Origin of the sequence: Mycobacterium sp. ELW1 (genome assembly GCF_008329905.1) — a bacterium.
Classification (GTDB): Bacteria; Actinomycetota; Actinomycetes; order Mycobacteriales; family Mycobacteriaceae; genus Mycobacterium.
On the sequence record NZ_CP032155.1, the window covers coordinates 3,665,432 to 3,688,276 of the forward strand.

The following is a 22,845-nucleotide window of genomic DNA, read 5'->3' on the forward strand; positions in this document are numbered from 1 at the left end:
GGCGCTCCCATCACTCGAATAGGCCGGACTGGCCGAGCCCACTGGCCCGCGGCGGCGCAACCATACCCAGGTGGGTCCAGGCTAATGGCGTGGCCACCCGCCCACGGGGAGTCCGCGCGATCATTCCGGCGCGGACCAGGAACGGCTCGCACACTTCTTCGACCGTGGTGGCTTCCTCCCCCACCGCGACGGCCAGGGTGGACACCCCGACCGGGCCACCGCCGAAGCTCCGGGTGAGCGCGGAGAGCACCGCGCGATCCAGCCGGTCCAGGCCGAGTTCGTCGACGTCATAGACGGCCAGCGCGGCCTTGGCGATATCGCGGGTGATCACCCCGTCGGCGCGCACCTCGGCGTAGTCGCGCACCCGCCGCAGCAGGCGGTTGGCAATACGGGGTGTCCCCCGCGAGCGGCGGGCGATCTCGGAGCCGGCCTCGGATCCCAGTTCGATGCCGAGGATCCCGGCCGAGCGGGCCAGTACCCGTTCCAGTTCCGGCGGTTCGTAGAAGTCCATGTGCGCGGTGAACCCGAAGCGATCACGCAGGGGTCCGGTCAGCGCACCGGAGCGGGTGGTCGCGCCGACCAGGGTGAACGGCGCAACCTCCAACGGAATCGACGTCGCCCCAGGGCCTTTCCCGACGACGACGTCGACCCGAAAGTCCTCCATGGCCAGGTACAGCATCTCCTCGGCGGGCCGGGCGATGCGATGGATCTCGTCGATGAACAGCACGTCGCCCTCGACCAGGTTGGACAGCATCGCGGCGAGGTCACCGGCGCGTTCCAGGGCCGGCCCGGACGTCACCCGCAACGCGGAGCCCAGCTCGGCGGCGATGATCATCGCCAGTGATGTCTTGCCCAGCCCCGGCGGCCCGGACAACAGGATGTGATCCGGTGTGCCGCCGCGGTTCTTGGCGCCCTCGAGGACCAGCTGCAGCTGCTCGCGCACCCGCGGCTGGCCGATGAACTCGCCCAGCGAGCGCGGCCGCAGGCTGGCGTCGACGTCACCTTCACCGACGGTCAGCGCCGGCGACACGTCGCGATCGACTGCCTCGTCGTCCTCGTCGTCGAATCTGCTCACTTGGTCTTTCCTAGTAGCGACAACGCCGCACGCAATGCCGTGGAGGTGTTGGCCTCACCGTCGGCCGCCAAAACCTTGTCGGTGGCCTCCTCGGCCTGCTTGATCGCGAAGCCAAGTCCGACAAGGGCTTCCACCACGGGGGTGCGCACCGCGTGCCCGGTGGCCGCGGCCACGCCCGCACCACCGGCGACCGCGCCGATCTTGTCCCGCAGTTCCAGCACCATACGTTCGGCACCACGCTTGCCGATGCCGGGCACCCGGGTCAATGCCGTCACGTCGCCGTCGGCCAGCGCCTGACGCAGCGCGGTCGCGTCATAGACGGCCAGTGTCGCCAATGCGATCTTGGGGCCGACGCCGGAGACCCCGAGCAGGGTCGAGAACAGGTCGCGCGCATCGGAGTCGGCGAATCCGTACAGGGTTTGGGAGTCCTCGCGGACGATCATCGCGGTGATCAACCGAGCCTCACTGCCGCGGCGCAGCGTCGCGAGCGTCGACGGGGTGGCCATCACCTTGTAGCCGACGCCGGCGGCCTCGATGACGACGTGATCGAGGGCGATGTCGAGGACCTCGCCCCGTACCGAGGCGATCACTTGGCTGCCTTCAGGGTGCGCGCCGACTTCAGCCGGGCCTGGTAAGCCCGCTTCTGTTCGGCGGCCATCGCCTCGGCTTGCGCCATGCGGGCGATCATCGGGGCGCGCCAGCAGTGGCAGATCGCCAGGGCCAGTGCGTCGGCGGCGTCCGCCGGGGTCGGTTTCTGCTGCAGCTGCAGGATGCGGGTGACCATCGTGGTGACCTGGGCCTTGTCGGCGCGCCCGTTCCCGGTGACGGCTGCCTTGACCTCGCTGGGGGTGTGGAAATGCACGTCGATACCGCGGCGGGCGGCGGCCAGTGCGATCACCCCACCGGCCTGCGCGGTGCCCATCGCGGTGTTGGCGTTCTGGTTGGCGAACACCCGCTCGATCGCCACGACATCGGGCTGATGGGTGTCCATCCAATGGTCGACGGTGTCGCTGATGGTCAGCAGCCGACGCTGCAACGGCTCGTCGGACGGCGTGCGCACCACATCGACGTCCAGCGCGATGACCTGGCGGCCACCTCGGCTCTCGATCATCGAGAGTCCGCAGCGCGTCAACCCAGGGTCGACTCCCATCACCCGCACGGATCGCCTTCCGACTACGAACAGCTGTTCGATCACAGTAGCGGGCCGCGCGGACAGGACCGGTCAGGACACGCTGTCTCCCGCGCGTGGTTATGGTCGGTCCATGGGCGGCCCCGACGCATTCCATCCCGACTTGTCCGGAACCGAGCCGGTTCGCAATCAAGTGCGCCATATCCGCGCCGGTGACCTCGACGGCGGCACCGGTCAGACCGACGGCATGCAGCGCTTCGCCGCGATCAGCGGCGCGACGGTCGGGGCGGAAAAGCTGTGGATGGGCGAGACCCACGTCGGGCCCGGCGTGGCGTCGGCCAACCATCACCACGGGGAGTCGGAGACCGCCATCTTCGTGCGCAGCGGGCACCCGCAGTTCGTCTTCCACGACGGTGTGGACGAAGTGCGAATCAGCACCGCGCCGGGCGACTACATCTTCGTGCCGCCGCATCTGCCGCACCGCGAGGAGAACCCCGACCTGGAGGAGCCGGCCGTCGTCGTGATCTCGCGCAGCACGCAGGAGGCCATCGTGGTCAATCTGGAGCGGCTGTATCCGCTGTGAGCCTCGACGACATCACCGAAGACCACGGACGGCCGCGCAGTGAGCAGTCCCGCTCGGCGGTCGTCCGCGCGACGTCGGAGTTGTTGCACGAGTTCGGTCTGCGGGCCATGACCACCGAGCAGATAGCGGCCCGCAGCGGCGCCAGTAAGGCCACGATCTACAAGTGGTGGCCCAACAAGTACGGCGTGGCGATCGACGCGTTCTTCTCGGAGCTGCAAGCCGACTCCCCCGACCCCGACACCGGTTCGGCCCGAACGGATTTCACGGTCTGGCTGCGGGGACTGTGCCGCTTCTATTCCGGCCCCAGCGGGCGGGTGTTCGCGCAACTGTTCGGGGAAGCGCAATTCGACCCCGAGGTCGCCACCGCTCTGCGTGACGGTCTGATCCGCTCGCGCCGTGCCGCGCTCGAATCCATCTGGGAGCGCGGGGTGGCCCGCGACGAGCTACGCGGCGATATCGATGCCGGGGTCGCGATCGACCTGATCATCGGACCCGCCCTGTACCGGTTGATGGCCGGCCACGCGGAACTGGATGACACCGCCGCCGATGCGATCGTCGACGCGGCGTTGCGCGGGCTGTCCCGGTGAGCCAGTTCACCGGCGCGGATGGGACTAATCGCCACAGCGCGGGCGCTATACATTTCGAAACTGTACGTTCAGTTTTGAAGGAGTCCTCATGACACTCACCATCCGTCTCGCCGCCGGCCTCGTGGCCGCGGGCATCGCGGGCGCGGTCCTCTCCGCTCCGGTTGCCGCGGCGGCCGACGATCCGCACATGGTCTGCACCGTCGTCAGCGATGGCAACAGCCAATGCGAGACACCGGGCAACGCCCAGCTCACCGCCTCACCACAGGATGTGCCGTACCCGACGCTATATCCGTTTCTGCTCGGCGGCGGACTGATCTTTCACGACGGATCCGGCCACGGAATGCGTTGATCAGACCTCGGTGGTGAACGGGGTCAGCGACCCCTCCCGCGCGGACAGGACCGGTCAGGACACGCTGTAGGGCATGCCATCGCGCAGCGTCTGGATGATCTCCTCCATCCGCGCACGGGAGCGCGCCCAACCCTTCACCTTCTCGCGGCCGATTTCCTCACCGTCTCGCGTCGTGATGATCGTCCACGGCACCCCGCACCATTTGGCCAACAGCCAGAACGGCCACATCACCATGAACGGCAGCACGATGAGGAAGATCAGCGCGTCGAGGGTGGCGAAGCCGGTCTCCCAGGGGATCGTCTTCCACCACCAGCGACGCACCGACCAGCTGGACCCGTCAGGGTCGGTCACCGTCAGCTGAGACATCGTCACCTCCGATTCGTTGCCCGCAGCGTACGGTTTTGTTCCATGGCGACGGGCGATTCCCGCACAGTACGAAGCTTTTGCCGGGTGTGCCCGTCGGTGTGCGGCATCCTCGTCGAGATCGACGATGAGCAGGTGGTGGCCGTCCACGGCGACCGGGACAATCCCTTCTCCGGTGGCTACACCTGCCCGAAGGGCCGCGCGCTGCCGCTGATCCACCACCATCCGGACCGACTCGAGCGGCCGATGATGCGCGACGGCGGGCAGCTGACCGAAACCAGCTGGGAGGCTTGCCTCGACGATCTCGGCGCCCGATTGCGCGACATCATCGCCGAGCACGGTCCGGCGGCGGTCGCCGTCAACTTCGGCACCGGCATCGGGATGGACGCCGCCGGCTACCGCACCGCCGAGGCACTGCACCGCGCGATCGGCACGCCCGCGAAATTCAGCCCACTGACGATCGATGGCACCGCCAAGGTTCTGATCGCGGAGCTGATGGGCGGCTCGGCCGGCCTCACCGGGCGCCCCGACTACGAGAATGCCGAACTCGTCATACTGATCGGCAGTAATCCTGTTGTCTCCCATGGCCATACCGTCGGCATGCCGAATCCTCGCGGGGTGTTTCGCGACCTCGCCGCCCGGGCTCAGCTCTGGGTCGTCGATCCCCGCCGCACCGAGACCGCCCGGTTGGCGACCCGCCATCTCGCGCCGCGACCGGGCACCGATTACGCGGTGCTGGCCTACCTGGTGCGCGAAATACTGCGCGACGGTGCCGATCCGGACGTCGCCGTCCAGGACCTCGACCTGCTGGCCTCCGCCGTCGAACCGTTCACCCGCGAGCATGCCGCCGAACTCGCTGACGCCGACCCTGCCGATCTCGACGATCTGCTGGCCGCCGTCCGCAGGGCCGGGCACATCGCGATCGACACCGGTACCGGCGTCACCATGTCGGCCAGTGCCAATGTGACGCAATGGTTTTCGTGGGCGCTGCTGATCCTGACCGGGTCGATGAACGTGCCCGGCGGTGAGTGGTTCCATCCCGGCTACGGCTATCAGCTGGAGATGTTCGAGCTGCCGATCGCGCCGCCGGAGGGCAAAACCCGACCGGGACCGCGCAGCCGGCCGGAGACGAAGGCCTTCATGCGGGAATGGCCCTGTGCCACACTGCCCGACGAGATCGAGGCCGGTAACATTCGCGCGCTGCTCAACCTCGGCGGCAGCCTGCTCACCGGTTTCCCCGCCACCGATACCCTGCGCCCGGCACTGGCCAAGCTCGAGGTGTTGGCCACCACCGAGATTCTGCCCACCGAGACGACCGCGCTGTCCACCCACGTCCTGCCGACCAAAGGCCAACTCGAGCGGCCCGACGTCACGTTGTGGGATTTCATGAGCCCGCGGATCTCCGCGCAGCACACCCCGGCGATGATCGCCCCGATCGGCGACCGCCGCTCGATGTGGTGGGTGCTCGCCGAGATCGGCACCCGGCTCGGTCACGACATCGCCGACACCGCCATGACCGACGAACAGATGTTGGCCACGCTCAACGGTGGCGGCCGCACGAGCTACGAGGGTCTGGTCGCCACCGGCTGGGCGCAGGCCGAGCGGGAGCTACCCGCGGCATGGATGCAACGCCACGTCGAGCGTCTCGGCGGCTGGCGCCTGGCGCCGCAGCTCCTGATCGACCAGTTGCACGGCCTGCGTCACACGACCGGGCCGGTGTTGGTTCCGCGCCGCCAATTGCGAAGAGTCAATGCGCAATTGGAGTATCTCGGCGAGCAGCCCGAGATACTGCTGAGCCCGCAGGACGCCGCGGCCGCCGGTATCGCCGACAACCAGAAGCTGGTGGTGCGCACCGAATACGGTGAAGTCACCGGGATCGCGAAACTGGACCCGTCGGTGCGCAGCGGCGTGGTGTCGGTGCCGCACGCGCACGTCGGCGCCAACGTCAACCTGCTGACGAGCAAAGACGACCTGGATCCGGCGACCGGGATGACCCGCTATTCAGGGGTGCCGGTCAGCCTGCACCCGGCCTGACCTCAGTCGTCCTCGAGCTGAGCCAGAACCTCGTCGGGGATGTCGGCATTGGTGTAGACGTCCTGCACGTCGTCGCTGTCCTCCAGCGCGTCGACGAGCTTCATGATCTTGCGGGCGCCTTCGGCGTCCAGCGGCACCGTGACCGATGCCTGGAATCCGGCCTCCGCGGAGTCGTAGTCGATGCCGGCGTCCACCAGCGCGGTGCGCACGGCGACCAGATCGGTCGGCTCGGAGATCACCTCGAAGCTGTCGCCGAGGTCGTTGACCTCTTCGGCGCCGGCATCCAGGACGGCGAGCAGCACGTCGTCCTCGGACAGGTCGTTCTTCTCCAGCGTGACCACGCCCTTGCGGGAGAACAGGTAGGCCACCGAGCCGGGGTCGGCCATGTTGCCGCCGTTGCGGGTCATCGCGACCCGGACCTCGCCGGCCGCACGGTTGCGGTTGTCGGTCAGGCATTCGATCAGCACGGCGACACCGTTGGGCCCGTAGCCCTCGTAGGTGATGTTCTGCCAGTCCGCGCCGCCGGCTTCCTCGCCACCGCCACGCTTGCGGGCGCGCTCGATGTTGTCGTTGGGGACCGAGGACTTCTTGGCCTTCTGGATGGCGTCGTACAGGGTGGGGTTACCGGCCGGGTCGCCGCCGCCGACGCGCGCCGCGACCTCGATGTTCTTGATGAGCTTGGCGAACATCTTGCCGCGCTTGGCGTCGATGACGGCCTTCTTGTGCTTGGTGGTAGCCCACTTGGAATGGCCGCTCATCGGGTTCTTCTCCGTACTGTCCGTTCTGCCGTAACCCGATGAGTCTACTGGCCGGTGGCCACGGTCGAGCTATCCGTCCAGGCTGCGGCCCTTCCGCCCGCCCAGCGCGAGGCGGGCGATCAGATCGAGCAGGTAGCCGACGACGCCGATCACCAGCACAACGGCGACGACCTGGTCATAGGCCAGCTGGTCCCGGGCGTTGAGAATCTGGTAGCCCAGGCCTGAACGCACGCCGAGCATCTCCGCGGGCACCAGAACCACCCAGGCGATGCCGAGAGCCAACCGCAGGCCGGTCTGGATGTGGCCGCGGACGGCCGGCAGAACGACTGCGGTGAGCAGTTCGGTGCGGGTGGCATGGAACGACCGGGCGACGTGGAGGAAGCCGGGTTCGATCGCGTGCACACCCGCCACGGTGTTGAGCAGGATCGGCCACACTGCTGCCGCCGCGATGAGGAAGATCACCGGCTGGTTGCCGATACCGAACACGGCCAGCGCGATCGGCGTCCACGACAGCGGCGAGATCATCCGCAGGAACTGTACGAGCGGGGTGGCCGCCCGTTCGACGGTGGTGTTGAGCCCGATCAGTAGCCCCGCTGGGATACCGACGACGGCGGCGACCAGCAGGCCGACCACCAGGCGATAGAGGCTATAGCCGGTGTCGGACAACAGCACCCCGCGACTGAGCAGGTCCCCGATGGCCGGCAGCGCCTTCTGCGGTGCGGTCTGGCGCAGCAGCGACGTCGGTTCAGCCAGCACCGAGGTGGCCAGCCACCACAGACCGACCGCGATCGTGACAGCCGCCAGTGGCGGCCACACCCGGCTCCACCAGGACCGGCGGCCCGAACTGCGCAGGGAGACGGAGCTGTCGACGAGCGGGTCGCGCGGGCCGGCCTCGGTTGTGGTCATAGCGGTTGCACCTCTTCAATTCTGGTGAGGTCTGTGGGCAGGCCGAAGGCGGCCGGCCCGCCGTGGGAGTACAGGGAGTGACGGACGAACTGGTCGTCGATCAGATCGGTGTGAACTTGAGCGGGGTCAAGTCGCTCGAGGAAGCGCCGGTCGCCGTCGACGACGGTCTCGCCCATCGCTTCCAACAGGCGCTGGGTGAAGCTGGGAAAGGGGAAGGGCTGGAAGCCGAGTCGTTGCGGCTGCCAGTCCGGATGGGTGAACTCATACGGCGGCTTGGGATAGGTCAGTGCCGTCTGTACTGCGGGCAGTGGCTGCGGGAGGTAGCGACCGGCAAGGGCGGCCGCAGCAGCTTTGCGGTCACCGTTGATGCGCGACTGTGCTGCCACGACCGCGTCGGTGACGGCTTGCACCGCGACCGGATTCTTGGCGATCACGTCGTCGCGGGTGATCAGCACGCAGCAGGCATGATCTCGCCACACATCGCCCAGGAAGGTGTGGATGCGGCCGATCTTCTTGATCTGAGCCATCGCGTTGAACGGGTCGGCGACGACGTATCCGGCGATGGACCCGTTGGCCAGACCCGGCACCATGTCCGAGGGGCTCATCACGATCAGTTCGACGGTGCGGTCGGTCTTGGATGCATTGCGGCGCACCACCGGCCGTATTCCGTTGGCCCGCAACAGCTGTTGTAAGACGATGTTGTGTATCGACCACCACCCCGGGATGCCGACCTGTTTTCCCGCGAGGTCGGACAGGTCGTGGATGTTCGGCGCCACGGTCAGCGCCGAGCCGTTGGTGTGATTCCAGCCGAGGATCCGCACTCCCCCGCCGAGCCCGTAGCGCAGTTGCACCGCCATCGGCATCAGCAGGTGCACGACGTCAACCTGACGGCTGATGAACGCTTCGGCCAGCGAGGCCCAGCTGCGAAAGAGCACCGGTTTGGCGGAGCTGACCACACCGGCCGGATACAACGCTGCGCTGTGCGCGATCAGAAGTGGTGCGGCGTCGGTGATCGGCAGATAGCCGACACGCAATTGCCCGCTCAGATTGGCGGCGTTGCTGGTGGCGCTGCGGGACAGATCCCCGATCCCGACCAGACCACCGGCGGCTGCCAGCCCGGCAGCGCCGGCCAGCAGCTGCCGCCGTGAAAGTCCGGTCACCGCAGGGCTTCCGCGGTCTGCCGGTAGCGGTCCAGGATCTCCCGGCGAACCTCGGCGGTCGCGTCCGGAGTGGCGGCACCGCTCAGGTGCCACCGGCCGTGCACGGCTCCATCGGAACCCAGCAGCACCACCCGGTCGGCAAGGCCGAGCGCCTCGTCGACATCGTGGGTGACGAGCACGACGGTGACCGTGAGGGTTGCCGCAACGTCGGCCAGCCAGCGCTGCAGATCGTCTCGGGTGGCCGGGTCCAACGCGCTGAAGGGTTCGTCCAGCAGGAGCAGCACCGGGTTGGTGGCGACGGCACGCAGGATTGCCACCCGCTGGGCCTGGCCGCCCGACAGCTGGTCGGGGTAGCGCGACGCCAACGAGTCGATACCGAAGCGCTCTAGCAGCCGGGCCACGTGCTCGTCGTCGAAGGCATCCCGGTGAGCAGCGAATCGCTTTGCAAACGCGACGTTTTCGGCCACCGTCAACCACGGCATGAGTAGGGGCTGTTGGAAGACCACCCCGGTGCGGGGCCGGCCGCCGTCGGTGGACCAGCTGATGTCCCCGGCCGAGAGTGTGTCGAGTCCGGCGAGCACCCGCAGCAGGGTGGACTTTCCACTACCGCTTCGACCGAGCACAGCCAGGAATTCGCCCTCCTCGATACTCAGATCGATATCGCGCAGCGCGACCGCCGCCCCGAACCGCTTGATGCCGGCCCTTATTCGTACCGACTCAGTTCCCACCGCAATTGTCCTTCCGAAGGTGATTGAACGGGCAGGAAAGCCGCTTCCCGGAACCGTCGATTGGCACTGCTGCCGCGCGCGTAGCCGGCGCCACCGACCAAGGTGGATTCCAGCCGGGTCGCGGCGAGCGCGGCGCCGGCCGCGTCGAGTCGCAATCGGATCAGAGCCGCGATGCCCACTCGCGCCGGCTTATGCGCGAACTCGTAGAGTCGCGCGCGCAGTGCACCGCTGTGCTCGCCGAGCGCGGTGAGATCGTCGGTGAACTGGTCGGCCAGCACACCGCCGGCGCGATCCGCACCGGCGAGGGCCGCGCGAGTTACGCCGACACAGAACGCCGTCTGCGCCAACAGGAAAGCCGGTCGGATGCCTGCGCAGAATCCGGCCAGGTCGGAGCTGATGATCTGGTCCGGACCGACTCTCACGTCCTGGAACTGCAGTGAACTCGAGACCGTCGCGTTCAGCGCCATCAAGGCCGGTGGCAGGTCGACGGTGACACCCCGGGCGCTGGCGTCGACGGCCACCACGTAGCTGGTGCCCGACTCGTCGCGGGCGGGCAGCACGATCACCGCATCGTCGAACAGGTTGGAGGCCCAGCGAATCGGTCCGTTGATCGCCAGGCCGTCACCAGCCCGACGGGCCATCACCGGCACCTGACCGAGGCCGGCTACCTGCTTGAGGCCGGTGGCCATGGCCGTGACGCCGACGCGAGCACCGGTCCGCACCTCGTCGAGATACCTGTCGCGAAGGGGTGGGGAGCCGTGGCCCAGATAGGTCAGCGCCATGACGTGCGCCCAGGCACTGAACGCGACAGTCAGACTCTCCGTGGCTATTTCGTCGATGAGTCCGGCGATGTCGGGCAGCCCGGCATCGGACAACGCGGAGTCGAACAAACCGGCCCGACCGAGCTCGGCGATATCGGCCCGCACGTCGGCGCCCTCCTCATCCAACACGGCGGCGCGCCGCGCCACCCATTGGACCGCCGTGGCCACCGCCGCCCGGCGGTCAGCCACCAACGTTGTCACCGACGATCCTCATCGAGGCGGTGCAGCCGGTCGATCGGCGTCGAGACGGCGTCGCGAGCACGGCGCACCGCCTCCTCGTCCGGTGCGTTGTAGAAGCAGAGGCATTTGTCCATGTCCTCGCGCACATAGGTGCGCAGGAAACTCACCTCGGGCACGTCGGCGTAGCGGGGTGCATTGGCCTTCTTGCGGGCAAGGTAAGAATCCATGTCGAGCTCGGCGGGAAGATCCCACTCGGCCAGGTAGCCCGCCGCGGGGCGGACCGCTTTGAGGTCCTCGAGCGCGGCACCCACCAACCGGACCTGGTGCGGCCCGGTGATCTCGGCGCCGCCCAGCGCGGCGGAATCCAGGGTCGGCGCCTCGTTCTCGAACTCCGCCACCGCGAATATCCGCTGTGCGGTGGTGATCTGGACCTCGATCAGCTCGCCGCCGAGGCGGTGCGTGAGGGCGTCAATCTCTTTGAGGACGTGGTCTGTGTCGGACTCCACAGCATTGATCTCGTAGAGATGAAGGGGCACGGTGGCTCTTTTCGTCGTCGTCGTGAGTGCACCGACGACGCTTCCACGGACAGACCGGTCTGTCTATTGGCCCGGCTGGGCTACCCTGCTGCTATGAGTTCGACCGTGAAGACCTCCGCAGCCGGGCCGCTGCAGGCCGAGCCGAGTTCACGGCCGGCAGATCGATTGCTGCGGACTGCGGCGAAACTGTTTGCATCACAAGGCATTCGGGCGGTCGGAATCGATCAGATATTGCGTGAAGCCGGGGTCGCCAAAGCCAGTCTCTACAGTACCTACGGGTCCAAAGACGCTCTGGTGCTGGCCTACCTGACCGATTTGGATCAGGCTGATCGCAACCGCTGGCTGCAGGCGGCTGCAGAACTGACCGATCCGGTCGCCAAGGTGCTGCTGTTCTTCGATCTGGCCGCCAGGGCCGCCAGCGCGCGGGACTTCCGCGGCTGCCTCTACGCCAACGCCGCAACCGAGTTTCCCGGCGTGGACTTCGAACCAGTTGTCGCGCACCGCCGTTGGCTGGTCCGGACTATCTCCGCGCTGCTGACCGACGCGGGTGCGCGCGATCCCGACGAGTTGGCCAGGCAGATCCAGCTGCTCTACGACGGCGCACTCGTGGGCTCCAAGATCTCGCGGTCCACCGAGCCCATCACGCAGGCGCGGGCCTGGGCCGCAGAGCGGATCGCTGGGACTTCCTAATCCAGGTCGCCGTCGACATAGCGCTGCACGTTCGGTGCGACTGCGGCGACGATGTCGTCGTCGCTCATCGACGCCAGCGGTTCGATCTGCCATATGTAGCGCATCATCGCCAAGCCCATGATCTGCGACGAGATCAACCCGCTACGCCTCATCCGGTCCGCCTCGTCGACACCTAGCTGAGACACGCCCATCAGTTGACCCTCGACCACTCTGCGCAGCTTCTCGCGGGTACTCGGCTCGTGCGCGGCGGTCTGCAGCACCGCCCGCAACACCGGGCCGATCTCGTCATCGGCCCACGCGCCCAGCATCAACCGCAGCAGCGCGGTCCCGAGCTGTGGCACCGGTGTCGTCCAGGTCTTCGCGACGTCGGCCAGCCAGCGTTGCGGCGGATCGGTGGCCGCATCCAGCAGGCCTTCCTTGGAACCGAAGTAGTGGTAGACCAGTGCCGGGTCGACGTCGGCGGCTCGGGCCACCGCCCGGATCGTGGTGCCTGCCGACCCATGCTGAGCGAACTCGGCGCGCGCGGCGTCGACAATCCGGCCGGCCAGCACCCCCTTCTCGTCTCTGGGTCCCGGCGCCGTGACTTTCTTCGCCATCCGCATCACCTCAAGGGTTTCATATTGCGTTGAGACTAGTTTCATCGTAGCGTGAAACTAGTCTCAAGAGGACGTGAAAAAGGATCGGGATGACAATCACCAGCGTTTCAGGCATCGAACCGGGTCAGCGCACACTCAATGGGCCACAGACGACCGGCCGGGACTACCGCAACCTGAGCACGCCGGACCACCGCATCACCACCGACATCAACATCGCGGTCCCGATGCGCGACGGTGTCATGCTGCTCGCCGACGTCCACCGCCCCGAGACTAACGGCCGCTTCCCCGCGCTGATCGCCGCATCGCCCTATCCGCGCCAGATCCAGGACCTCGGCGCCCCAGCCGGCTTCATCGAGGCCGGCGCCACCGACTTCTGGGTGCCGCGCGGCTACACCCACGTCATCGCCAACCTGCGCGGCACCGGCGGATCCGGCGGCACCTTCGGGTTCTTCGACTCCCAAGAACGCCGCGACCTATACGACCTCGTCGAATGGGTGGCGGCGCAACCCTGGTGCGACGGGAACGTCGGGATGATCGGTATCAGCTACTTCGCGATGACCCAGCTCGAGGCCGCCGTCGAACGGCCGCCGCATCTCAAGGCGATCTTCCCGGTGGCCGTCACCGCAGACCTCTACGAGGCCGCCATGCACCACGGCCTGTTCAGTGCGTCGTTCGTGACGCCGTTCCTGTCGATGCTCGGACTCACCGCCGCCCGCAGCGACACGTTCTGGCACAGCCGACCGCTGGGAGCGGCACGCTGGGTCCTCAACACCCCGCGGGTGCACCACAAGTTCGCGACGATGAACGGCGAGGCGGCCGTGACGATGATGCGCGGGCTGCTCAAACTTCCGCACGACCCGCACCCCTGGGACGAGCTGTGGCTCGACGCGGCGGTCAAGCACCCCACCCGCGACGCGTGGTGGGACGAACGCAACCTGCTGCCACTACTCGAAAAAGTCGACATCCCGGCCTATTTGGGCTGCGACTGGCAGAACGTACCGTTGCACCTGCCCTCGACGTTCACCACCTACGCCGGGCTGACCAACAGCCCCTGCGTGCGCATCGGCATGCTCGACGAGTACGGCCTGACCTGGCCGTGGGAAAGCCTGCACATCGAAGCGCTGGCCTGGTACGACCATTGGCTCAAAGGCCGAGACACCGGGATCCTCGACGGCCCGGCGGTTCGTTACGTCCTACCCGGCACCGGCGAGTGGCGCACGAGCGAATCCTGGCCGCCGGCAAGCACCGTCCGCGAGTTGGCACTGCGCGCCGACGGCACCCTCGACGATGACGAAGGCACCCCCGGCGCGCGCGACTTCATGGCGCTCGGCGGTGGGCTGGGCCGGGCCAAACCCAGTTCGATCGATCCCCCCTCCGCGCTGACCTGGATCAGCGAACCACTGACCGCGGCGATCGACGTCGTCGGCAACATCGAGTTGCGGTTGACCGCCGCCGCCACCGCCGCCGACACCGCGTGGATCGTCACGCTCTCCGACGTCTCCCCCGACGGCGAGACGGAACCGGTGACCGCCGGCTGGCTGCGGGCCGGCCTGCGCGAGGTGGACGATGCCGCCAGCCGGCCAGGCGCACCGATCCTGCCGTGTCGTCATCCGCAGGCAGTACCCGTCGGTGACGACGTCGAGTACCGAATCCCCCTGGTCCCCAACGCCCGTCGCTTCGACTCGGGTCACCGCATCCAGATCACGATCACCAGTGACGACCAAGACCCGGACACCCCGGCGATCATGAACTTCCGGCATGCCGGCGTCGGCACCAGCAGCCTCAACACCGTGCGGTCGTCCTCGCGGCTGGCGCTGCCCGTCCTCACCTGACCCGGTGCGATCATGGACGCCATGGACCAGGCAACATACGACAAGGGACGACAGATCCGCGCCGCGGTGCTCGGCGAGGAGTACGTCGCCGACGCCGAGCGGCAGGCCGACGACTTCAGCAAACCGCTGCAGGATCTGCTGACCGAGTATTGCTGGGGTGCGGTGTGGGGCCGTGAGGAGCTGCCGCTGAAAACCCGCAGCATGCTCAATCTGGCGATGATCTCGGTACTGAACCGCCCCCACGAACTGAAAACTCATGTGCGCGGGGCACTCACCAACGGGGTCACCCGCGAGGAGATTCGCGAGATCCTGCTGCAGGTGGCGATCTACGCCGGGGCGCCCGCAGCCGTCGACGGCTTCCGGGTCGCCCGAGATGCCTTCGCCGAACTCGACGCTTCGTGAGCCACCCCATGAACCTCGGCTTCATCGGCCTGGGCAACATGGGCTTGCCGATGGCCACTCGCCTGATCGAGGCCGGCCACCCGCTGGTGGTATTCGATACCCGCCCGGGGATCGTCGCCGCGGCGGTCGATCTGGGCGCCCAGGCCGCGTCGTCCCCGCGCGACGTCGCCGACCGCGCCGAGACCGTACTGGCGAGCCTGCCGTCGGTGCAGGCCTCCCGTGATGTGGCGGTTGGCGCGGACGGAGTGATCGAAGGACGCCGCGTCGAACGGTTCGTCGACCTGTCCACCGTCGGCAGCACCGCCGCTCAGCAGATTCAGGCACAGCTGACCGAGCGCGGTATCGCGATGCTCGACAGCCCGGTCAGCGGTGGTGTCGGCGGTGCCGCCAAAGGGACGCTGGCGCTGATGGTTTCGGGCCCGCGCGACGAGTTCGAGATCGTCGAGCCGATCCTGGCCCGGCTGGGCACGCCGTTTTTCGTCGACACCAAACCCGGTGCGGGCCAGACGATGAAGCTGGTGAACAACCTGCTGGCCGCCACCGCGCTGGCCGCCACCTCGGAGGTGGTGGTGATGGGCGTCAAGGCCGGGCTGGACCCGTCGGTGATGATCGAGGTGATCAACGCCGGGTCGGGAGCCACCAACGCCAGCCGCGACAAGTTCCCCAAGTCGATTCTGCCGCGCAGCTTCGACTACGGGTTCGCCACCGGTTTGATGGTGAAGGACGTCCGGCTCTATCTGGAGGAGGCCGAGGCGCTCGGGCTACCCACGGAGGTGGCCGCGGCCGTCGGGCGATTGTGGGAGCTGGTCATGCGCGAAGAGGGGCCTGAATCCGACTTCACCGCAGCGATCAAGCCCATCGAGGCGGCTGCGGGTGTGATTGTGGAGCCGCGGAACTAGACTTCGAATCACCTTGGCGTTAAGGCTGGTTCAGCCTCCCACAGGCCCCATACTCTGCGGCAGTGAGTTCACCCCGGCGACAGCCGGCAGCCGTTGCGCTGCGCGGAGTCGGCCGAGTATTCGGACCGCGCACCGTACTGCGCGACATCACGCTCGACATCGCACCAGGTGAGATGATCGCCCTGCTCGGAGCGTCGGGCAGCGGCAAGTCAACATTGCTGCGCCTGGTCGCCGGGCTGGACCAGCCCACGAACGGCCGGATCGAGATCGACGGGAAAACGGTGCGCGGCATCGACTCCCGATGTGCGGTGGTATTCCAGGAACCGCGCCTGCTCCCCTGGCGCACGCTGGCCGGCAATGTCGCATACGGCTTGCCCGCGGGCACGTCCCGATCCGACGGCCAGGCTGCCGTGCAGCATTGGCTGGAAGTGGTCGGCCTGCAGGGCTTCGAGAGCCATCGACCTCGCCAGGTCTCCGGCGGGATGGCCCAGCGTGCCGGACTGGCGCGCGCACTGGCACGCAGGCCCGGCGTGCTTCTGCTCGACGAGCCGCTGGCGGCACTGGACGCGCTGACCCGCATCCAGATGCAGGACCTGCTAGGCCAGGTGCGCCAAGAAGCCGGCGCGACAGCCGTTTTGGTGACCCACGACGTGGAAGAGGCGCTCGTGCTGGCAGACCGTGTCCTGGTACTGCGCTCCGACGGCAGCAACGGCGCAGGCATCGCGGTAGCCATCGACGTCACCGTACCCAAACCCAGGGATCGCACCGATCCCGCACTGGCCGCACTGCGCCACCGCTTGCTCGGCGAGCTGGGCCTTCGCGGCCGCGGCGTTTCGACCGATTCCCATCTGCAGGAGGCTCTGACATGAGAGTTCGTTGGCTGGCAGTTGTCGTGCTGAGCGCCGTGATCGCGGCGGCATCAGCGTGCAGCAGCAACAGCGGGCAGGCAACAGCGAAGGAAGTGCACCTCGACTACGCCTACTACAACCCGCTGAGCCTGGTGGTCCGGGACCAGAAGTTGTTGGAGAACAAGGGGTATCAGGTCACCTGGGTACTGTCGGCCGGCAGCAACAAGGCCAACGAAGGCCTGCGGTCCAATGCGCTCGACTTCGGCTCCACCGCGGGCGCAGCCGCACTGGTGGCCCGCGCCAACGGCTCGCCGATCAAGATCGTCGATGTCTACAGCAAGCCGGAGTGGACGGCACTCGTCGTCACCAAGGACTCCCCGATCACCTCGGTCGCCGAGCTCAAGGGCAAGAAGGTCGCCGTCACCAAGGGCACGGATCCCTACTTCTTCCTACTGCAGTCGCTGGCCACCGCGGGCTTGTCGCCGTCGGATGTCGAGATCGTCAACCTGCAGCACGCGGACGGCAAGACCGCACTGGAGCGCGGGGACGTCGACGCCTGGTCCGGTCTGGATCCGTTCATCGCCCAGACCGTGCTGGAGCGCGGGTCCCGATTGCTGTACCACAACGCCGATTTCAACAGCTTCGGCGTGCTGAACGCGCGCGAGGACGTCATCACCACCAAACCCGACACGGTGCAGGCGGTCGTCGATGCCTACGAACAGGCCCGCGGCTGGGCCAAGAGTCACCCCGACGAGTTGGCCGCACTGCTGGCCCGCGAGGCGAAGGTCTCTCCCGACGTCGCCAAGGACGAGTTGGCCCGGACCGACCTCAACATCGATCCCACCCCGGGCCCTGCGTTGCAGGCGGTGTTGACCAAGATTCTGCCGCTCGCGGTGGCCGACAACGACATCAAGTCGCAGCAGGAGGGTCAGAAGGCACTCGACACCATCATCGAGCCGAAGTTCGCCCAGCAACGGGCGCAATAATGGCCGGTGCGGCGGCGCTGCGGCGCACGCCCGTCATCATCGCCGGCGTGATCGTCCCGCTGGCACTGCTCGGCGTGTGGCAGCTCGTGGCGGATGCGCACGTGTTCTCTCCCAGCCAGTTACCCCCGCCCGTCGATGTGGCGCAAGCCTCGGTGGTGCTGCTCGGCAGTGGCCAACTCTGGGTGCATCTGCAGGCCAGCCTGGGCCGGGTGTTCCTGGGGTACGTGTCCGGAGCCGCGGCCGGGCTGGCACTCGGATCGCTGGTGGGATTGTCGGTCACGGTCCGTCGACTTCTCGGACCGACCGTCGGAGCCATCCGTACCGTGCCATCCCTGGCCTGGGTTCCGCTGCTGCTCTTATGGTTTGGCATCGGCGAGGAACCCAAGGTGCTGCTCGTCGCGATCGGCGCCTTCTTCCCCGTCTACACCACCACCGCCTCGGCGCTTGCGCACGTCGATCCGCACCTGCTCGAGGTCGGACGGGCCTACGGGCGGGGCGGCGCGAGGCTTCTGGGGACCATCTCGCTGCCCGCCGCCGCACCCGAGTTGATCAACGGTCTGCGCCTGGGACTGGCCAACGGATGGCTGTTCCTGGTCGCAGCCGAGCTGATCGCGTCGTCGAAGGGACTGGGCTTCCTGCTGATCGACAGCCAGAACACCGGCCGGACCGACGTGATGATCCTGGCGATCCTGCTGCTGGCGTTACTCGGAAAGCTCACCGACAGCGCGTTCCACGTCGCGGAAAACCGACTGGTCCTCCGGCGTAGGTGATCAGCTACAGCGCACGCCACCAGCTGATCGGTCGCTCCGCAGCGGGGTTACTCTGCCAGGCCGGGCGCCACAAACCCGCGGTCGATTTAGCGCCCTGATGCTCGAGTACTCGATGAATCCGACGAATCACCCAGTTGTGTGACATCACCACGACCTCCTACCACCGCGCCGCGCGCCGAGACCTCGAAGTATGGGCGTCTCGCCCGGCATAGCGGGACTGCCCAGATTGACGTCGTCTAAACGTCGCGCGACAAATTGGCGGGGTCAGCCACCGAAAAGCAGATATAACCCGGTGAATGTGTAGGCCACCATCGTCAGCATCATCGTCAGTTGTCCGGTGATCTGGTGACCGGACGGCAGCAGCCGGATCGCCGCATCATGCGCGGCGACCACCCCCGCGATATGGCCGGCCACCACGAAGCAGACCTTGAGGGTGGCCAGCACGCCCGGGTGAGCGGACAGGACATAACCGACCTCGACGTCGTGGAGCCCGAACAGCGCGATGACCGTCTGCTGCCCCTTCTCCACGAGGTACGAAAGATAGTGCGCGAACACATATCCGACGACGATCGGGATCAGCGAGTGGGCCATCTGCCCGGGCAGCTCGCGACGGCGCGCGCGGTCGATGCCTCCGGTGGCCTGCGCGGCGCCCCAGAAACTGAAACCGACCACGAGCACGAACACCAGGAGCCCGACACTGCGTGTCACGGCAGGGTTGACCCCGAGACCGTCGGCAAAGTTTCGCCAGTCCGGGCTCGCCGAGAAGCTGTCGAACGCAGTCGAACCCAGCAGAACCGCCAGCACGGCAAGCGTTCCCGGCCGCACGGGCAGTGTCCGCAGATGGTTGAACGGGTTGACCAAGGCCAACTCGCCGCTGTCGCGGTTGCGGCTGAACACCGCCAGCCGGGATGCCACCACGCTGTAGACGTCGAACGGGTCGGCGCGGGACAGCCAGCGTGGGCCGCACAGTAGCGCGCCGCCGAGCGCGATGACGACGTAGCACGCCAGCCAGATCTTGATCGCTGTCAGCGATCCCGGATTCGGGCTGGCCAGCTCCAGCCAGACGAATGCGAACAGTCCCACCGCGCCCGGCCAATACCCGAGCGCCTCCGGGTAGTGGCGCAGCGCGCCCGACGGCATCAGCCGAACAACGGTGCGTATCGGCGAGATCACCCGCCACACCGGACCGATGAGCACCGACAACGCCGGAACACCCACCCACAGCAGCACATAGAACGCGCCCGGTAGCGCGTTGCCACCATCCTGCGGCCCGATGACGCCGGCAACGACGACCCAGATCGCCAGCGCCAGAGCGACCCCGGCCACCAGGGCACGGGTGATCGGTGAATCGACCGCCGTCGTCAGCCAGTGCGGCAGCGGGCGGCCCGGCCGGTCAGGGTCGAATCGTGGTGTACGCCAGGCAAACGCCACCACCGCGAAGGTGAGCGTCAGCGCCCATGCCGCGCCGATCAGCGCGTAGGAATACGGAATCGGTAGATCGGTGGAGCCACCGAGGCCGTGTGCGAGCACCGCCACGGACGGCTGGGTCACGGCTGGACTTGAATGGTCGCCACCGTTCGGTCGAGGTGATGCAGTTCGACCGCGACGCTGCCCGGAACGCTGACGGTGAACGAAAATTCCTGGTCGGCGACGGGTTTGACCTCGAACTCGTGGTCGGGGGTGGAGTGCACGTGCAGTTCATCATCGGCGTCGCTGGTGACCCGCAATGTGATCGGCTGGTTCACTTTGGCGGTCAGCGTCGCGTTGGTGGGAGTGACTGCGCCTTTGGCGATGGTGATCTCGACGACCGGCCCGGCGGCCTGCGGCACCGGCGGTGTGGCCGAGCTGCACCCCACCGCGGTCGCCAGCACAGCGCTGACGGCAATCAGCTTGCCCACCTTCACTTTTCGTCCCCTTCAGAGTCGACGCCAGCCTCACCGCGACGGCGGTCGCGGATGGCGATGAACAACACCACACCCACCAAGACCACAGCCGGGGTCAGAGCCGGTAGTGCCAGCACGAGCGCATGGTGGGCGCCGTACGTGACGATCACACCTGCGGCCCCACCTTCGGTCGCGGCTCCTCGAGGCGCGCAGGCTCCTCTTCGGTCCGATTGATCCGGCCGCCGCCCCACGTCAGCGCGGCGATCAGGATCAGTGTGCAGATCAGCACCACCACACCCCCGGCGGCGAACAGCCACGACGGGTGGTCGAGGTTGCGCTCGCGCTGCAGGATGGTGATCTCCGGAACGAACGGGCGGGTGCTGTTCAGCTCCGCGGGCACTCCCGGCGCGTTGATGCCCGGGTCCTCCGGCAGATAGATCGGAACACCGGCCATCAGGGTCCCGTCCTGTACGCGCAGCAAGGTCTTCCACTGGCCCCAGATCGGAACCGGGCGCGTCGAGCGGTAATGGCCGGGGCCGACTCGCTCGAGCCGGTCGACGACCAGGCCCCGCTCATTGGCCAGCCCGCCCTGCCAGGACAGGATGGTGACCCACTCCGGGTTGTCGCTGACCAGACCCGGCGGGTTGATCCGCACGTCGGCGTTGACCATCCGCTCCCCCTGCGGACTCGGCAGATCAGTCAATGTGATTGTGGCGGTGTCATTTTGGGGAACCTCAGTGCGCAGCCCGGTGGCCACGGCACCGCCGATGGCCAGCACCGTCACCACCACGACGGTGATGCCGATCGCGGGTCTGGGCAGTCGCTGCCCGGTGAGGACGATCGACAGCAGCGCCCCGCACAGCCCCATCGTGACCGCGACGGGGATCGCGATCGCCAACGCTTCGGGCCACATGCTCGTCGGCCACGGATAGTGGTAGACCGCCCCGATCCACAACGACTCCAGCCAGAGCCCGACCGTGCCCACACCCAGGCCGGCCACGGCGCCGAACAGGATCGGGCGCTTGGCCAACGCGGTCAGGGCGAGGAGTTCGACCACCACCGCGCACCCGAGGTAGAGCGGGAACCAGCTGGTCGGTGCGCCCAGAACCGGGCCGACGACCAGTGCGACTCCGCCGCGCAGACCGATCGCCAGGAGTGCGGCGATGATGGCCGCCCCGCGGCCCAGCGTCAGTCTCGCGGCCACGAGCGCCATCGCCGCCGCGGCGCCGATCATCATCGGCTGCAGCACCAACCGGAACTGTTCGACACCGAAGTCGTATTCGATCTGGAAGACCGACAGACCGACCACCAGGCCGCCGAACGACAGGTATTGCAGGAACGTGACGAACCGGCTGTCCGCCGGCGCGTCGGCGCCCATCGCGCGGCGCCCCTCGTATTCGAGGTACAGCACAGCCACCAGGGACAGCCCGGCGCCGCCGATCAGCATCAGGTGCGTGGGTCCCCACAGCGTGACGTCTTGGCCGAAGATCCGGTGCCAGACGTCGTCGAGGGGGAAGCCGATCAAGGCGTACAGCCCGCAGCCGGCCATCAGCAGCCCGCCGACCGGGGCGTACCAGTGCCGGGTGATCCGCACGGCAGCCGAGCCGGGCTTGTCGTAGGGCAGGACGACCGCCAGGACTCCGGCGATGAACAGCAGGAACAGTCCGAACAGGATGAAGTAGTGCGCCGGGTTGGCCAGCGGTCCGGGGTCGCGACCCTTACCGATGTGCAGGCTCACGTCCCAGATGAACCCGAACAATGCACAGATCAACGTCGCGGAGAACAGCATGATGCTCAGCGCCACCCATGGCGGACGCTTGAACCTGTTGCCGCCGCGCTCGGCGATGTTGTTCAACCAGGTGATGCGCTTGGTGCGGTGCTGATAACCGATCCACAGCAGCACAGCGGTCACGATTGCCGCAACCACAGACAAGCCGATCACCTGATCCAGCGCCGCGCCACCGCCCTCGGATGCCGCCGCCAGAATCGTCGTACGTTCCCCACCGATCATCGTTGATCCACTCCGCCGTCGAAGTCATGCCGGTATCGGCCTGAAACTGTCCGCCGGAATACCCGGTACCGGCGGTCTCTACACGGAGTTTTTCATGCCCTCAGGCGCGGCGGGCGACCACGTCCACAAACAGCTTGTGCACCCGCCTGTCACCAGTCATTTCGGGGTGAAATGCGGTGGCGAGCACCCGGCCCTGCCGAACCGCGACGATGTGGTCCCCTGCGCGCGCCAGGACCTGCACGTCCGGCCCGACCCGCTCCACCCATGGCGCCCGGATGAACACCGCGTGCGCGGGGCCGTCGAGGCCCTCGAAGTCGATGTCCCCCTCGAAGGAATCGACCTGTCGGCCGAACGCGTTGCGCCGCACGGTCATATCGATGCCACCGAGAGGAACCGCCTCGCGCCCCTCGGCGCCGGCATCGAGGATCTCGGTGGCCAGCAGGATCATGCCCGCACACGAACCGTAGGCCGGCATGCCGTCGGCCAGCCGCGTGCGCAGCGGCTCCAGCAGCTCGAATTCGCGCAGCAGGTGGCTCATGGTGGTCGACTCGCCACCGGGGATGACCAGGGCGTCGACGGCGTCGAGCTCGCTCGCGCGGCGCACGGTCGAGGCTTCGGCGCCGGCCTCACGCAGGGCGGCCAGGTGTTCGCGGGTGTCGCCTTGCAGGGCCAGCACGCCGACGTGGACCGGAGCCGCCAGGCCGGCGACATCGGACGGC

Annotated in this window: 27 protein-coding genes; 11 read left to right on the forward strand and 16 right to left on the reverse strand. The window is 67.6% G+C overall.

Annotated elements, in window-relative coordinates; all coding sequences use genetic code 11:
- Positions 1-10: 10 nt before the first annotated feature.
- Genes ruvB through ruvC form a run of 3 tightly spaced genes read right to left on the reverse strand, consistent with a single transcriptional unit; the run spans position 11 to position 2,234 of the window.
- A complete protein-coding gene (gene ruvB / locus D3H54_RS17295) occupies positions 11-1,075 on the reverse strand; it encodes a Holliday junction branch migration DNA helicase RuvB (RefSeq protein WP_149380095.1) in 1,065 nt (354 codons plus the stop codon).
- Entirely contained in the window at positions 1,072-1,665 is a 594-nt protein-coding gene (ruvA, locus tag D3H54_RS17300) for a Holliday junction branch migration protein RuvA (protein WP_149380096.1), read from the reverse strand. Before ruvA ends, ruvB begins: the two co-directional genes overlap by 4 nt.
- Complete coding sequence (gene ruvC / locus D3H54_RS17305; RefSeq protein WP_149380097.1) at positions 1,662-2,234, reverse strand: crossover junction endodeoxyribonuclease RuvC; 573 nt, start codon at positions 2,232-2,234, stop codon at positions 1,662-1,664. Before ruvC ends, ruvA begins: the two co-directional genes overlap by 4 nt.
- 103 nt (positions 2,235-2,337) lie before the next feature.
- Here ruvC and D3H54_RS17310 point away from each other — a divergent pair, with 103 nt between their 5' ends.
- The 3 genes from D3H54_RS17310 (at position 2,338) to D3H54_RS17320 (ending at position 3,723) form a co-directional block, all read left to right on the forward strand.
- Entirely contained in the window at positions 2,338-2,787 is a 450-nt protein-coding gene (locus D3H54_RS17310) for a cupin domain-containing protein (RefSeq protein ID WP_149380098.1), read from the forward strand.
- Positions 2,784-3,374 carry a TetR/AcrR family transcriptional regulator gene (locus D3H54_RS17315; protein ID WP_149380099.1) on the forward strand — a complete coding sequence of 197 codons (591 nt, stop codon included), beginning with the start codon at positions 2,784-2,786 and terminating at the stop codon, positions 3,372-3,374. The genes D3H54_RS17310 and D3H54_RS17315 overlap by 4 nt, the downstream gene beginning before the upstream one ends.
- An 88-nt stretch (positions 3,375-3,462) precedes the next feature.
- Positions 3,463-3,723: a hypothetical protein gene (locus D3H54_RS17320; RefSeq protein ID WP_149380100.1), complete on the forward strand. Its 261-nt coding sequence runs from the start codon at positions 3,463-3,465 to the stop codon at positions 3,721-3,723.
- A gap of 54 nt (positions 3,724-3,777) precedes the next feature.
- Here D3H54_RS17320 and D3H54_RS17325 read toward each other — a convergent pair whose 3' ends face one another.
- Positions 3,778-4,089: a hypothetical protein gene (locus D3H54_RS17325; protein WP_149380101.1), complete on the reverse strand. Its 312-nt coding sequence runs from the start codon at positions 4,087-4,089 to the stop codon at positions 3,778-3,780.
- A 42-nt stretch (positions 4,090-4,131) separates the two neighbouring features.
- Here D3H54_RS17325 and D3H54_RS17330 point away from each other — a divergent pair, with 42 nt between their 5' ends.
- Positions 4,132-6,120 carry a molybdopterin-containing oxidoreductase family protein gene (locus D3H54_RS17330; RefSeq protein WP_149380102.1) on the forward strand — a complete coding sequence of 663 codons (1,989 nt, stop codon included), beginning with the start codon at positions 4,132-4,134 and terminating at the stop codon, positions 6,118-6,120.
- 2 nt (positions 6,121-6,122) lie between these two features.
- On the opposite strand, the gene D3H54_RS17335 is transcribed toward D3H54_RS17330, so the two are convergent.
- The 6 genes from D3H54_RS17335 to D3H54_RS17360 all read right to left on the reverse strand — a co-directional run bounded on the left by D3H54_RS17335 (position 6,123) and on the right by D3H54_RS17360 (position 11,209).
- Positions 6,123-6,878: a YebC/PmpR family DNA-binding transcriptional regulator gene (locus tag D3H54_RS17335; RefSeq protein WP_036338312.1), complete on the reverse strand. Its 756-nt coding sequence runs from the start codon at positions 6,876-6,878 to the stop codon at positions 6,123-6,125.
- 69 nt (positions 6,879-6,947) lie between these two features.
- Positions 6,948-7,784 (reverse strand): ABC transporter permease, encoded by an 837-nt coding sequence (locus D3H54_RS17340; protein ID WP_149380103.1) that lies wholly within the window; start codon positions 7,782-7,784, stop codon positions 6,948-6,950.
- Positions 7,781-8,944 carry an ABC transporter substrate-binding protein gene (locus D3H54_RS17345; RefSeq protein ID WP_149380104.1) on the reverse strand — a complete coding sequence of 388 codons (1,164 nt, stop codon included), beginning with the start codon at positions 8,942-8,944 and terminating at the stop codon, positions 7,781-7,783. The genes D3H54_RS17340 and D3H54_RS17345 overlap by 4 nt, the downstream gene beginning before the upstream one ends.
- Positions 8,941-9,672 carry an ABC transporter ATP-binding protein gene (locus D3H54_RS17350; RefSeq protein WP_149380105.1) on the reverse strand — a complete coding sequence of 244 codons (732 nt, stop codon included), beginning with the start codon at positions 9,670-9,672 and terminating at the stop codon, positions 8,941-8,943. The genes D3H54_RS17345 and D3H54_RS17350 overlap by 4 nt, the downstream gene beginning before the upstream one ends.
- Entirely contained in the window at positions 9,648-10,694 is a 1,047-nt protein-coding gene (locus tag D3H54_RS17355; RefSeq protein ID WP_149380106.1) for an acyl-CoA dehydrogenase family protein, read from the reverse strand. Before D3H54_RS17355 ends, D3H54_RS17350 begins: the two co-directional genes overlap by 25 nt.
- Complete coding sequence (locus tag D3H54_RS17360; protein WP_149380107.1) at positions 10,691-11,209, reverse strand: DUF4242 domain-containing protein; 519 nt, start codon at positions 11,207-11,209, stop codon at positions 10,691-10,693. Before D3H54_RS17360 ends, D3H54_RS17355 begins: the two co-directional genes overlap by 4 nt.
- A gap of 93 nt (positions 11,210-11,302) precedes the next feature.
- Here D3H54_RS17360 and D3H54_RS17365 point away from each other — a divergent pair, with 93 nt between their 5' ends.
- On the forward strand, positions 11,303-11,899 hold the full coding sequence (locus D3H54_RS17365; RefSeq protein ID WP_149380108.1) for a TetR/AcrR family transcriptional regulator: 597 nt from the start codon (positions 11,303-11,305) through the stop codon (positions 11,897-11,899).
- On the opposite strand, the gene D3H54_RS17370 is transcribed toward D3H54_RS17365, so the two are convergent.
- Positions 11,896-12,495: a TetR/AcrR family transcriptional regulator gene (locus D3H54_RS17370; protein WP_210419567.1), complete on the reverse strand. Its 600-nt coding sequence runs from the start codon at positions 12,493-12,495 to the stop codon at positions 11,896-11,898. The genes D3H54_RS17365 and D3H54_RS17370 overlap by 4 nt on opposite strands.
- Positions 12,496-12,584: 89 nt before the next feature.
- Between D3H54_RS17370 and D3H54_RS17375 the strand changes: the two genes are divergently transcribed.
- From D3H54_RS17375 to D3H54_RS17400, 6 genes are all read left to right on the forward strand, one after another.
- Positions 12,585-14,327, forward strand: coding sequence for a CocE/NonD family hydrolase (locus D3H54_RS17375; RefSeq protein WP_149380109.1), 1,743 nt, complete (start codon positions 12,585-12,587; stop codon positions 14,325-14,327).
- Between the two features lie 21 nt (positions 14,328-14,348).
- A complete protein-coding gene (locus D3H54_RS17380; RefSeq protein WP_149380110.1) occupies positions 14,349-14,729 on the forward strand; it encodes a carboxymuconolactone decarboxylase family protein in 381 nt (126 codons plus the stop codon).
- Between the two features lie 8 nt (positions 14,730-14,737).
- Positions 14,738-15,628, forward strand: a complete 891-nt coding sequence (locus tag D3H54_RS17385) for an NAD(P)-dependent oxidoreductase (protein ID WP_149383589.1) — start codon at positions 14,738-14,740, stop codon at positions 15,626-15,628.
- 62 nt (positions 15,629-15,690) lie between these two features.
- Positions 15,691-16,497, forward strand: a complete 807-nt coding sequence (locus D3H54_RS17390; protein WP_286198909.1) for an ABC transporter ATP-binding protein — start codon at positions 15,691-15,693, stop codon at positions 16,495-16,497.
- Positions 16,494-17,462, forward strand: a complete 969-nt coding sequence (locus D3H54_RS17395; RefSeq protein ID WP_149380111.1) for an aliphatic sulfonate ABC transporter substrate-binding protein — start codon at positions 16,494-16,496, stop codon at positions 17,460-17,462. The genes D3H54_RS17390 and D3H54_RS17395 overlap by 4 nt, the downstream gene beginning before the upstream one ends.
- Positions 17,462-18,232, forward strand: coding sequence for an ABC transporter permease (locus D3H54_RS17400; protein ID WP_149380112.1), 771 nt, complete (start codon positions 17,462-17,464; stop codon positions 18,230-18,232). Before D3H54_RS17395 ends, D3H54_RS17400 begins: the two co-directional genes overlap by 1 nt.
- Before the next feature lie 264 nt (positions 18,233-18,496).
- Here D3H54_RS17400 and D3H54_RS17405 read toward each other — a convergent pair whose 3' ends face one another.
- The 5 genes from D3H54_RS17405 to pdxT all read right to left on the reverse strand — a co-directional run bounded on the left by D3H54_RS17405 (position 18,497) and on the right by pdxT (position 22,826).
- Complete coding sequence (locus tag D3H54_RS17405) at positions 18,497-19,783, reverse strand: hypothetical protein (protein WP_168214898.1); 1,287 nt, start codon at positions 19,781-19,783, stop codon at positions 18,497-18,499.
- Positions 19,780-20,136: a cupredoxin domain-containing protein gene (locus D3H54_RS17410; protein ID WP_149380113.1), complete on the reverse strand. Its 357-nt coding sequence runs from the start codon at positions 20,134-20,136 to the stop codon at positions 19,780-19,782. The genes D3H54_RS17405 and D3H54_RS17410 overlap by 4 nt, the downstream gene beginning before the upstream one ends.
- Positions 20,133-20,285, reverse strand: coding sequence for a hypothetical protein (locus D3H54_RS31275; protein WP_168214899.1), 153 nt, complete (start codon positions 20,283-20,285; stop codon positions 20,133-20,135). Before D3H54_RS31275 ends, D3H54_RS17410 begins: the two co-directional genes overlap by 4 nt.
- Positions 20,282-22,126 carry a hypothetical protein gene (locus D3H54_RS17415; protein ID WP_149380114.1) on the reverse strand — a complete coding sequence of 615 codons (1,845 nt, stop codon included), beginning with the start codon at positions 22,124-22,126 and terminating at the stop codon, positions 20,282-20,284. The genes D3H54_RS31275 and D3H54_RS17415 overlap by 4 nt, the downstream gene beginning before the upstream one ends.
- A gap of 100 nt (positions 22,127-22,226) precedes the next feature.
- Positions 22,227-22,826 carry a pyridoxal 5'-phosphate synthase glutaminase subunit PdxT gene (pdxT, locus tag D3H54_RS17420; protein WP_149383592.1) on the reverse strand — a complete coding sequence of 200 codons (600 nt, stop codon included), beginning with the start codon at positions 22,824-22,826 and terminating at the stop codon, positions 22,227-22,229.
- Positions 22,827-22,845 lie beyond the last annotated feature (19 nt).

What these genes read in the sequence shown, in the direction of transcription:
- D3H54_RS17335 (WP_036338312.1), bottom strand. Translation starts at nt 6,878, where the DNA reads ATGAGCGGCCATTCCAAGTGGGCTACCACCAAGCACAAGAAGGCCGTC.
- D3H54_RS17340 (WP_149380103.1), bottom strand. Translation starts at nt 7,784, where the DNA reads ATGACCACAACCGAGGCCGGCCCGCGCGACCCGCTCGTCGACAGCTCC.
- D3H54_RS17325 (WP_149380101.1), bottom strand. Translation starts at nt 4,089, where the DNA reads ATGTCTCAGCTGACGGTGACCGACCCTGACGGGTCCAGCTGGTCGGTG.
- D3H54_RS17385 (WP_149383589.1), top strand. Translation starts at nt 14,738, where the DNA reads ATGAACCTCGGCTTCATCGGCCTGGGCAACATGGGCTTGCCGATGGCC.
- D3H54_RS17395 (WP_149380111.1), top strand. Translation starts at nt 16,494, where the DNA reads ATGAGAGTTCGTTGGCTGGCAGTTGTCGTGCTGAGCGCCGTGATCGCG.
- D3H54_RS17400 (WP_149380112.1), top strand. Translation starts at nt 17,462, where the DNA reads ATGGCCGGTGCGGCGGCGCTGCGGCGCACGCCCGTCATCATCGCCGGC.
- D3H54_RS17415 (WP_149380114.1), bottom strand. Translation starts at nt 22,126, where the DNA reads ATGATCGGTGGGGAACGTACGACGATTCTGGCGGCGGCATCCGAGGGC.
- D3H54_RS17310 (WP_149380098.1), top strand. Translation starts at nt 2,338, where the DNA reads ATGGGCGGCCCCGACGCATTCCATCCCGACTTGTCCGGAACCGAGCCG.
- D3H54_RS17375 (WP_149380109.1), top strand. Translation starts at nt 12,585, where the DNA reads ATGACAATCACCAGCGTTTCAGGCATCGAACCGGGTCAGCGCACACTC.
- D3H54_RS17330 (WP_149380102.1), top strand. Translation starts at nt 4,132, where the DNA reads ATGGCGACGGGCGATTCCCGCACAGTACGAAGCTTTTGCCGGGTGTGC.
- D3H54_RS17370 (WP_210419567.1), bottom strand. Translation starts at nt 12,495, where the DNA reads ATGGCGAAGAAAGTCACGGCGCCGGGACCCAGAGACGAGAAGGGGGTG.
- D3H54_RS17380 (WP_149380110.1), top strand. Translation starts at nt 14,349, where the DNA reads ATGGACCAGGCAACATACGACAAGGGACGACAGATCCGCGCCGCGGTG.
- D3H54_RS17320 (WP_149380100.1), top strand. Translation starts at nt 3,463, where the DNA reads ATGACACTCACCATCCGTCTCGCCGCCGGCCTCGTGGCCGCGGGCATC.
- D3H54_RS17365 (WP_149380108.1), top strand. Translation starts at nt 11,303, where the DNA reads ATGAGTTCGACCGTGAAGACCTCCGCAGCCGGGCCGCTGCAGGCCGAG.